The sequence below is a fragment of the Stenotrophomonas sp. YIM B13575 genome, from assembly GCF_042787595.1.
Classification (GTDB): domain Bacteria; phylum Pseudomonadota; class Gammaproteobacteria; order Xanthomonadales; family Xanthomonadaceae; genus Stenotrophomonas; species Stenotrophomonas lactitubi_B.
This window is the reverse complement of record NZ_JBHZOP010000069.1, coordinates 20,931-31,010: the sequence shown is the minus strand read 5'-3', so window position 1 is coordinate 31,010 and position 10,080 is coordinate 20,931. Positions and strand designations below refer to the sequence as shown.

Annotated in this window: 6 protein-coding genes; 4 read left to right on the top strand and 2 right to left on the bottom strand. The window is 61.5% G+C overall.

The genetic code is table 11. The features are described from left to right. Positions 1 to 156 precede the first annotated feature (156 nt). The 4 genes from folD (at position 157) to ACFX4F_RS12690 (ending at position 5,453) form a co-directional block, all read left to right on the top strand. Positions 157 to 1,035 (top strand): bifunctional methylenetetrahydrofolate dehydrogenase/methenyltetrahydrofolate cyclohydrolase FolD, encoded by an 879-nt coding sequence (gene folD, locus ACFX4F_RS12705; RefSeq protein ID WP_099821271.1) that lies wholly within the window; start codon positions 157 to 159, stop codon positions 1,033 to 1,035. Between the two features lie 249 nt (positions 1,036 to 1,284). Further along, positions 1,285 to 2,742, top strand: a complete 1,458-nt coding sequence (gene guaB, locus ACFX4F_RS12700; protein ID WP_032976170.1) for an IMP dehydrogenase — start codon at positions 1,285 to 1,287, stop codon at positions 2,740 to 2,742. A 109-nt stretch (positions 2,743 to 2,851) separates the two neighbouring features. Then, positions 2,852 to 4,417, top strand: a complete 1,566-nt coding sequence (guaA, locus tag ACFX4F_RS12695; protein WP_046982889.1) for a glutamine-hydrolyzing GMP synthase — start codon at positions 2,852 to 2,854, stop codon at positions 4,415 to 4,417. Positions 4,418 to 4,511: 94 nt separating this feature from the next. Then, positions 4,512 to 5,453 (top strand): DUF5655 domain-containing protein, encoded by a 942-nt coding sequence (locus tag ACFX4F_RS12690; protein WP_380655792.1) that lies wholly within the window; start codon positions 4,512 to 4,514, stop codon positions 5,451 to 5,453. A gap of 173 nt (positions 5,454 to 5,626) precedes the next feature. On the opposite strand, the gene ACFX4F_RS12685 is transcribed toward ACFX4F_RS12690, so the two are convergent. Then, a complete protein-coding gene (locus tag ACFX4F_RS12685) occupies positions 5,627 to 8,362 on the bottom strand; it encodes a DEAD/DEAH box helicase (protein ID WP_380655789.1) in 2,736 nt (911 codons plus the stop codon). Beyond that, positions 8,362 to 10,071: a site-specific DNA-methyltransferase gene (locus ACFX4F_RS12680; protein ID WP_380655786.1), complete on the bottom strand. Its 1,710-nt coding sequence runs from the start codon at positions 10,069 to 10,071 to the stop codon at positions 8,362 to 8,364. Before ACFX4F_RS12680 ends, ACFX4F_RS12685 begins: the two co-directional genes overlap by 1 nt. Positions 10,072 to 10,080 lie beyond the last annotated feature (9 nt).

The window sequence follows — 10,080 nt, the reverse complement described above, 5'->3', positions numbered from 1 at the left end:
CCGGCCGCTGGCTGGCAGCGTCATGAGCGCAGGGAGCGTTGCGAGGTTGCCGGCCAGCGGCCGGCACTACCGAAGCGGCGGCGGCCAGCATTCCCGGTGGGCGAGGGGGCGTGAATCGGGGACAATAGCGTCCCCGCCGCCCCACGCCAGCCCCCGATGACCGACTCCGCCTCCCAGCTTCCTGCCCGCATCCTCGATGGCCGCCGTATCGCCGAGGACCTGCTCGACAGCCTGAAGGTGCGGGTGGATGCCCGTGTTGCCGCCGGTGGCAGCCGCCCGGGCCTGGCCGTGGTGCTGGTGGGTGGCGACCCGGCCTCGACCGTGTACGTGCGCAACAAGCGCCGCGCCGCCGAGAAGGTCGGCATCGAAGCCTATGACTACGATCTGCCGGCCGGCACCACCGAGGCCGAGCTGCTCGACCTGATCGACCAGCTCAACGCCGACCCGAAGATCAACGGCATCCTGATCCAGCTGCCGCTGCCGGGCATTCCCGATGCACGCCGGCTGATCCAGCGCATCGACCCGCGTAAGGACGTGGACGGCTTCCATCCGGAAAACGTCGGCCACCTGGCCCTGCGTGAATTCGGCCTGCGCCCGTGCACCCCGCGCGGCATCACCACGCTGCTGGGCCACACCGACCAGCCGGTGCGTGGCCGCAACGCCACCATCGTCGGCGTCAGCAACCACGTTGGCCGGCCGATGGGCCTGGAGCTGCTGATTGCCGGCTGCACCGTCACCAGCTGCCACAAGTTCACCCCCAAGGACGTGCTGGAACAGGCCGTGCGCAACGCCGACATCCTGGTGGTGGCGGTGGGTCGTCCGGGCATCGTGCCGGGCGAGTGGGTGAAGCCGGGTGCAGTGGTGATCGACGTGGGCATCAACCGCTTGGACGACGGCCGGTTGGTGGGTGATGTCGGGTTTGAGGCCGCAGCGCAGCGGGCGAGCTGGATTACCCCGGTGCCGGGCGGCGTGGGCCCGATGACCGTGGCCACGTTGATGCAGAACACGTTGGAAGCGGCGGAAGCCGGGGTCTGACGGTAGTGCCGGCTGCTGGCCGGTACAGTGCCAGAGGGGCGGGATTCCTGCTGGGGTACAGGTGTCTGAGGGATAGTGCGGACCAACGGTCCGCACCCACCAAGGGCGGTGGTCCTCACCCGCCAAGGGCAGTGACCCGGACGTCCTGAACAGATCTTCGCCCGCGCGACACTGCGTCGCATCTACCCCCTGCCACAGGCCGCCAAAACAGGGTAAAATGTCGCGCTTCCCCACATCTCGGGTATGCCGATGCTGCGCATCCAGGCTGAAGCTCTCACCTACGACGACGTCTCGCTCGTCCCCGCTCATTCGACCATCCTGCCCAAGGACGTCAACCTCGAAACGCGGTTGACACGCGACCTGAAGCTCAAGCTTCCGATCCTGTCCGCAGCCATGGACACCGTCACCGAAGCGCGCCTGGCCATCGCCATGGCACAGCTGGGCGGCATGGGCATCATCCACAAGAACCTGAGCGTGGAGCAGCAGGCCGCCGAAGTGGCCAAGGTCAAGAAGTTCGAGGCCGGTGTCATCCGCGACCCGATCACCGTCGGCCCGGAAACCACCATCCGCGACGTGCTGGCCCTGACCCAGGCGCACAACATCTCCGGCGTGCCGGTGGTGGGCAGCGACGGCCTGCTGGCCGGCATCGTGACCCATCGCGACATGCGCTTCGAGACCGAGCTGGACGATCCGGTCCGCCACATCATGACCAAGAAGGATCGCCTGATCACGGTCAAGGAAGGCGCCGCGTCTGATGAAGTGCTGCAGCTGCTGCACCGCAACCGCATCGAAAAGGTGCTGGTGGTCAACGATGATTTCGCCCTGCGTGGCCTGATCACCGTCAAGGACATCCAGAAGAACACCGACTTCCCGAACGCTGCCAAGGACATCGCCACCCGCCTGCTGGTCGGCGCCGCCGTCGGCGTGGGCGGCGATACCGATCGCCGCGTGGAAGCGCTGGTCGCTGCCGGCGTGGACGTGATCGTGGTCGATACCGCGCACGGCCATTCGCAGGGCGTGCTGGACCGCGTCAGCTGGGTCAAGAAGAACTTCCCGAACGTGCAGGTCATCGGCGGCAACATCTGCACCGGTGAGGCCGCGCTGGCGCTGCTGGACAGCGGCGCGGACGCAGTGAAGGTCGGCATCGGCCCGGGCTCGATCTGCACCACGCGCGTCGTGGCCGGCGTGGGCGTGCCGCAGATCACCGCGATCGACCTGGTGGCCGAAGCGCTGCAGGACCGCATCCCGCTGATCGCCGACGGTGGCATCCGCTACTCCGGCGACATCGGCAAGGCGCTGGCCGCCGGTGCCTCCACCATCATGATTGGTGGCCTGCTGGCCGGTACCGAGGAATCGCCGGGCGAAACCGAGCTGTTCCAGGGCCGTTCGTACAAGAGCTACCGCGGCATGGGCTCGCTGGCCGCGATGGAGAAGGGGTCCAAGGACCGCTACTTCCAGGACGCCGCCACCGCCGACAAGCTGGTGCCGGAAGGCATCGAAGGCCGCGTGCCGTACCGCGGCCCGGTGGGCGGCATCATCCACCAGCTGATGGGCGGCCTGCGCGCCACCATGGGCTACGTGGGCTGCGCTACCGTCGAGGACATGCGCAGCAAGCCCAAGTTCGTGAAGATCAGCGGCGCCGGCCAGCGCGAGAGCCACGTCCACGACGTGACGATCACCAAAGAACCGCCGAACTACCGCTCCTGATGCGGGATGAGCAAAGAGGAACGAGGAAGCTGATTCCCGTTCCTCTTTCTCCATCTGCCGCTGAAAAAATCTGACGTTTTCGTTTTCCCTACTGCATCGCCGGGGCGCCATGACCAACATCCATAACGACAAGATCCTCATCCTCGATTTCGGCGCGCAGTACACGCAGCTGATTGCCCGCCGCATCCGCGAGCTGGGCGTCTACTGCGAAATCTGGGCGTGGGACCACAACCCGGCCGAGATCGCCGGCTTCGGCGCCAAGGGCATCATCCTGTCCGGTGGCCCGGAATCGACCACGCTGCCGGGCGCGCCCGCCGCGCCGCAGGAAGTGTTCGACAGCGGCCTGCCGATCTTCGGCATCTGCTACGGCATGCAGACCCTGGCCGCGCAGCTGGGCGGTGCCACGGAAGCCGCTGACCAGCGCGAATTCGGCCACGCCGAAGTGAACGTGATCAACCCCGATGCACTGTTCAAGGGCCTGAGCGACCACGGCGGCGAGCCGAAGTTGAATGTCTGGATGAGCCACGGCGACCACGTCTCCGTGGCACCGCCGGGCTTCACCATCACCGCCACCACCGACCGCATTCCGGTGGCCGCCATGGCCAACGAAGAAAAGCGCTGGTACGGCGTACAGTTCCACCCGGAAGTGACCCACACCCTGCAGGGCCAGGCGCTGCTGCGCCGCTTCGTGGTGGACGTGTGCGGTTGCCAGACCCTGTGGACCGCCGCCAACATCATCGACGACCAGATTGCCCGCGTGCGCGAACAGGTGGGCGATGACGAAGTGATCCTGGGCCTGTCCGGCGGCGTTGATTCGTCCGTGGTGGCCGCGCTGCTGCACAAGGCCATCGGCGAGAAGCTGACCTGCGTGTTCGTGGATACCGGCCTGCTGCGCTGGCAGGAAGGCGACCAGGTGATGGCGATGTTCGCCGAGCACATGGGCGTAAAGGTGGTGCGCGTGAACGCAGCCGACCGTTACTTCAGCGCGCTGGAAGGCGTGAGCGACCCGGAAGCCAAGCGCAAGATCATCGGCAACCTGTTCGTTGAGATCTTCGACGAAGAGTCGAACAAGCTGAAGAACGCCAAGTGGCTGGCGCAGGGCACCATCTACCCGGACGTGATCGAGTCGGCCGGCAGCAAGACCGGCAAGGCGCATGTGATCAAGAGTCACCACAACGTGGGCGGCCTGCCGGAGCACATGAAGCTGGGCCTGGTGGAGCCGCTGCGCGAGCTGTTCAAGGACGAAGTGCGCCGCCTGGGCGTCGAGCTCGGCCTGCCGCGCACCATGGTCTACCGCCACCCGTTCCCGGGCCCGGGCCTGGGCGTGCGTATCCTGGGCGAAGTGAAGCGCGAATACGCCGAACTGCTGGCCAAGGCCGATGCCATCTTCATTGATGAGCTGCGCAAGGCGGACCTGTACGACAAGACCAGCCAGGCGTTTGCCGTGTTCCTGCCGGTGAAGTCGGTGGGCGTGGTGGGTGATGCGCGCGCTTATGAGTGGGTGATTGCGCTAAGGGCCGTGGAGACGATCGACTTCATGACCGCGCATTGGGCGCACCTGCCGTATGAGTTCCTGGGTACGGTGAGCAACCGGATCATCAATGAGTTGCGGGGGGTGTCGAGGGTGGTTTATGACATCTCGGGCAAGCCGCCGGCTACTATTGAGTGGGAATGAGTTGAAAGAACGAGGGCGCCGAGAGGCGCCCTTGTTGTATGGGATGGGCTGTTTGCCGGTACGCTAGGCACAGAGTTGAAGGGAATCGGGCGGAATGAGTGACATCAAGCTTTTCAGGTTGGTTGACGGCAAAGCGACTGAACTGCAGGGAAGGGCTTCAGATCTGGAGAAGCCGCTCCAAACGCTGATTGAGGCCAATTTGCTGCCTATGCTTGGGATTCGGTTTGTTGCGACTGAGTACGTGACCGGGAAGACCCATGGTGGTCGCATTGATTCTTTAGGCCTGGATGAGAACAACAGCCCCGTCATTATTGAGTACAAGCGCTCAATCGGTGAGAACGTCATTAACCAGGGGCTCTATTACCTCGATTGGCTGATGGATCATCAGGCCGAGTTCAAGCTGCAAGTAATGGATGCGCTGGGCACTGCCGCTGCCTCGCAAATTGATTGGAGTTCTCCGCGGGTTGTCTGCATTGCTGCGGATTTCACAAAATTCGACGCACACGCTGTCCAGCAGATCAATCAGAGTGTAGAGCTCATTAGGTACAGGCGATTTGGAGATGATCTGCTGTTGTTTGAGCAGGTCAACACCGCAACTACTGGTCGCGGGAAGGCTAGGGCGCGCGAACTAGTAGTGGACGTGCCGTTCACCCATGCTCCAAGGTCTTCCAGTTCCACTGGCGATAGGACATATTCCGAGTGGATGGCATTGTATGGTCCTGAAATGGCGGGACTGATTGGCTCGTTGGATGATTTCATCGGATCACTTGGTGATGACGTTCAGCGCAAAGAGCTCAAGCTGTACATGGCATTCAAGCGTCTTAAGAACTTCGCAACTGTCGTTCCGCAAAAGAGTCGCTTGCTCCTCTTCTTGCACATCGATCCCGATTCGATTGCTCACTTAGCGCCCAACATGCGTGATGCCCGAACGTTCGGCCATTGGGGTACCGGAGACTTGGAGGTTGCGATCTCGAATCTCGATGATTTGGAGCGGGCCAAGCCATTTGTCATTGCTGCCTATGAGGGCAGAGCCTAGGTGGTACGTGAGTAGCCAATAACCCTTGGGGAACGGGAAGGCGCGAGAAGCCCCTTCCTTAAAAGGGGTATCGTGCTAGTGGTAAGAGTAGAGCTGGCGGGATTAGCCAGATGTGGTTCTCGGCACGAAGGCCGGAACCACTTCTGCTCATAGCGATGACAGTAGCGTTCCGTCTATGCTTTAACCTCAAAGCGTAGGTAATCTGTGAGCCGTTTCGACTCATTGACTTCGTCATGGGGCACCAGCAAATACTTCCAAGGCTTGGTGCCTATGCTCACTGCATGATCGGAAGCGTACTTGCACCACTGCATGGCGGCTGCGGTCTTGGCCTGAACCTCTTCAGCGTTGATGTCAGCACGAGCCTTTGTCTCCACCATGAGGATGGCGATGTCCGTCTCAGCGACGAAATCGGGGATGTACTCTGGTTGTTCGGTGCCAAGCTTGTAGTAGATCTGAAACTGCCCTTTCGCAGGCTTGAACCACTTCGTCGCGTCGCGCTCCAGGATGATGGCAAAGCGCCGTTCGGTATCCGAGTCGAACTTCTGCAGTGGGTACAGGCAACGCGTGAAGCCACCGAATAGCATCTGCTTGATGCGACTGGTCTCGGTCACGGTCTCCCGGAAGTGGTGGGCCGTCTGGCCTGCTGTGGCGGTGTAGTTGCAAGGCTTTAGCTCGGTGAAACCGCGACTGACATGCACCTCGTACTCCGTCGCCTCTTCCCAGAAGTGGGCCATCATCTGTGCGTGGATTTCCCGTGCGATCAAGCGGCGGTCACGATCGAGGACGCTGATGGCTTCGTCCTCGGACAGATAACTGCGCAGGTGCTGCACCATCTGGCCTGCAAGGTCGTAGAGGAGGTCGGCATGGGTGAAATAGTCGATGTCGTCGAAGTCCACCAGCGCGTGGACGATGTAGTCCTCCAAGCGTTGCTCCTTGAGCCCGACCTCGGCAGCCAAGGTGAACTGCTCGTTGGTGCGCAGCATCTGCCCGACGATCTCACGCTGGCCCGGCTGGAGATGGAGCTGGCTCACATCCAGCTTGAAGGCGTGGAAGCCGGTCGTGACCTCGCCAGTCGGCACCACTGCGATGCGCGGGATGTCGATGGTCTGCTGCACCACGATCTCGGTGGTCTTCGCCACCACGGCGGACAAGTCAAGTGCGGGAACTGATTCATCCACACCCGCCAGCAATTCGCCTTGCAACGGCTTCAAACGCTCTGCCACCTCCGCTAGGATTTCCTTCTGCACTTCGGGTTTCAGCAGCGCACTGCTGGCGGGCACCAGATCGCGCTTGACCTCGTAATTGCCGATCACGTCCATGACCACGCGCGCGGCCTGCTTCTCCGCCTCCGTGGTGAACACCGGTTTGGGCACAGGGACTTCCGCTCCACTGTCAGTGGCTGAAGCCCCTGTGACCACGACCGGTGCTTCCGTCAAACCGAGACGCGTCGCAGCCCCGGACTCGACCTGCACGCTGACCTTCTTGTCGTCGGCGCTCGGCGCATCGAGGATGACCTGCTTCAGGCGAATCGGCGAGTCGCCACGGTTGGCCTCGTCGATAATTTCCTGGAACTTGTCGTGCGCGATGATGTTCAAGCGATCCACCGACGCGACCCCCGTGCGCTTGCCGTAGGGCAGACGCAGGCCGCGCCCGATAGACTGCTCGATCAGCGTGCGGGCATTGGCCGCGCGCAGCGGAACGATTGTGTAGAGATTGGTCACATCCCAGCCCTCCTTAAGCATACTGACGTGAATCACGATCTCGGTCGGCTCGTCCACGCTCTCTACGGCCAGCAGGCGCGTGATCATCTCTTCTTCCTCCGCGCCGGTGCGGCTGGAGTCGACCTGGATCACCTTCCCCTGGTAGCGCCCCTCGTAAAGGGCTTCCGACTCCAGAAGCGCCAAGAGTTGCCCCGCGTGCGTGGTATCGCGCGCGATGACGAGCATGAAGGGCTTGACCGGCTTGACGCCGTTCTTGCGGGCGTAGGTGAGCAGCTCGACCTTGGTCGTCTCGTGCAGGCGCACGCCGTCTTCCAGCTTCGTCTTCTCGATCTCCTCGGGCGTGTGAGCCTTGGCGTCGAAGTTGCGCTGGGTGACCACGGCCGGCTCCTTGACGAAGCCATCCTCCATCGCCCGCGCCAGCGGGTAGTCCATCACCACGTTCTTGAACGGCACCGGCCCACGGCTGGACTCGACGAACGGCGTCGCCGTCACTTCCAGACCGAATAGCGGCTTGAGCTCGTTGATGGAGCGCACCCCGGCGCTAGCTCTGTAACGGTGCGATTCGTCCATCAGCAGCACGAGGTCAGGCAGGTTCGCGAGATGGTTGAAGTAGCTGTCGCCCAGCACTTCCTTCATCCGCTTGATGCGCGGCTCTTTGCCTCCGCGTACCTCGGAGTTGATTTTGGAGATGTTGAAGATGTTGATGCGCACGTCGTGGTCGAAGCCCTGTGGTTGATCATCCACCGCCGCGCCGGTCTGGTCGTAGTTGTCGCCGGTGATGATCAGCGGCGGTTGCTGCGCGAATTCGGCGATGCCCTTGAACACATACTTCGGCGTGTTGCGCGTGAAGTCCGTGATGAGCTTGTTGTAGATCGTCAGGTTGGGCGCGAGCACGAAGAAGTTGTTGATGCCATGCGCGAGATGTAGGTAGGCGATGAAGGCCCCCATCAGGCGGGTCTTGCCCACGCCCGTGGCCAGCGCGAAGCACAGCGACGGAAATTCGCGCTCGAAGTCCTCCAGCGTGCTGAACTCGGCCTTCAGCGTGGAGAGGATCGCCGAGACATCGCGCTCGTGGCCCAAGAGTTCGGGCGCGGCATCGAGCGCGCGAACCAGCTTGATGAGCGATTCCGCCTGGGGAGGACGAAGGGACAGGCGACCGGTGACGGCGTGCAGGACGCGGGCGTTCATTATTCCTTCTCCCCAAACAGGCCGCTATGTCCCGCGTTAGCGAGGGCCGCATTTCTGCTCTTGATGTTCCTGGCGCCATTGCCAGAGGCCGCAGGCTCGGCCTCATCAATCTCCGCCATTGGCAGATTGGTCACATTCAGGCTGTAGTCGTCACGGCCCCAATGGCAGCGGGCCAGCACCATCTTCGGGATCTTCTTCAGCGTCAGGTTCGGCCAGCGCTCTACCGCTTTGGCCGCCGTGACTCCGTGGAAAGCGGCGCAGCACGCCAGCAGGCTCTGCTCCGGGCCGACTTCATCGGACAGGGCTTGCAGTTGCTCAGCGGACAGGTTCTGGGTGGTGACATAGATGAAATCGCGCTCGCTGGAGTGGCCGTGCTGCCACCAGTGCGTTTCCGACGGCGCGTAGGTGAAGCCCTCCAGCTTGGCCAGCGCCTCAGCCAGTTGCGCAGCGTTATATACGGGATTAATTACCTGGTTGCCCCAGCGGTCGTTGACGATCAGGCTAGGCGCTAGGTGGTAATAGCGGAACCCGCCGCCACCTTCCCAGCCGACACTTTCGGTGATGCTGCCCTTGTCCTCGCCGTCGATAACCTTCTTCAGGCGCGGAATGATGTGAGTGTGGCAGTGCTGGCCCAGCTCCACCATGATCCAACGGCGACCCATCTTGTGCGCGACAGCGCCAGTGGTTCCAGAGCCAGCAAATGAATCGAGAACTAGATCGCCCTTATTGGTTGCAAGCTCCAGAATTCGCTTGATCAGCCTTTCCGGCTTTGGGGTCATGAAGACATCGTCATCGTTGATCCCCTCAAACAACTTCCGTACTTCAACCTTCGCCTCAGCGTTGGTGCCGACGTCGCCATGAAACCAAAGGGTGGCGGGAACTACGCCCTGCTTTGCTTCACTGAGAAATTTCTTGATGCGAGGAGTGGCGGTTCCATCTCGGCCCCACCAAACTCGACCGTCTCTTGCGAGTTCGTCGAACGTTGCCTTTGAGACACGCCAGTATGTCCCTGGAGGAGGCGTGAACAATTTTCCGGTTGGAGAAACGATCTCATAAGTCCCTTGGCTGTAATAATTTCGCGCCTGAATAGCATTGGTAGTCCATGGGCCGCGCGGATCATTGTCTAAATTGGAGTAAGAATCATCGAGATCAGCGCTCCGCGGGAGCAAGTTTCGATTCCATTTCGACAGATCCTTGGCGTACACGAGCACATACTCGTGCATATCCGAGAAATACTTGGCTGAGTTCTTGACCGTGAAGAGTTTTTGCCAAATTACAGAAGCGACAAAATTCGTGCGGCCGAACACCTCATCGCACAGCACCTTGAGGTAGTGCGCCTCGTTGTCGTCAATCGTAATCCACAAGGAGCCATCGTCCGATAACAATCGCCGAATGATTTCCAATCGATCACGCATCAGCCCCAGCCAGATTGAGTGCTCCAGACCATCCTCATAATGAGTGAAAGCACTGCCGGTGTTGTACGGTGGATCGATGAATACGCACTTCACCTTGCTGGAGAACTCTTGCTCCAGTGCTTTCAGCGCAAGTAGGTTGTCCCCGAAGATCAGCCGATTGTCGAAGATGTCGTTGTCGGAGACGCGATGCTTGGCGTGATAGGACTTTTCGGGGTCTTCGAGCAGGATGCGCGGCTCCAGCTTAGGCCGCTTCTCTTTCCCGATCCAGGTAAGTTCTAGTTTTTGTTTGCTCATGACATCGCT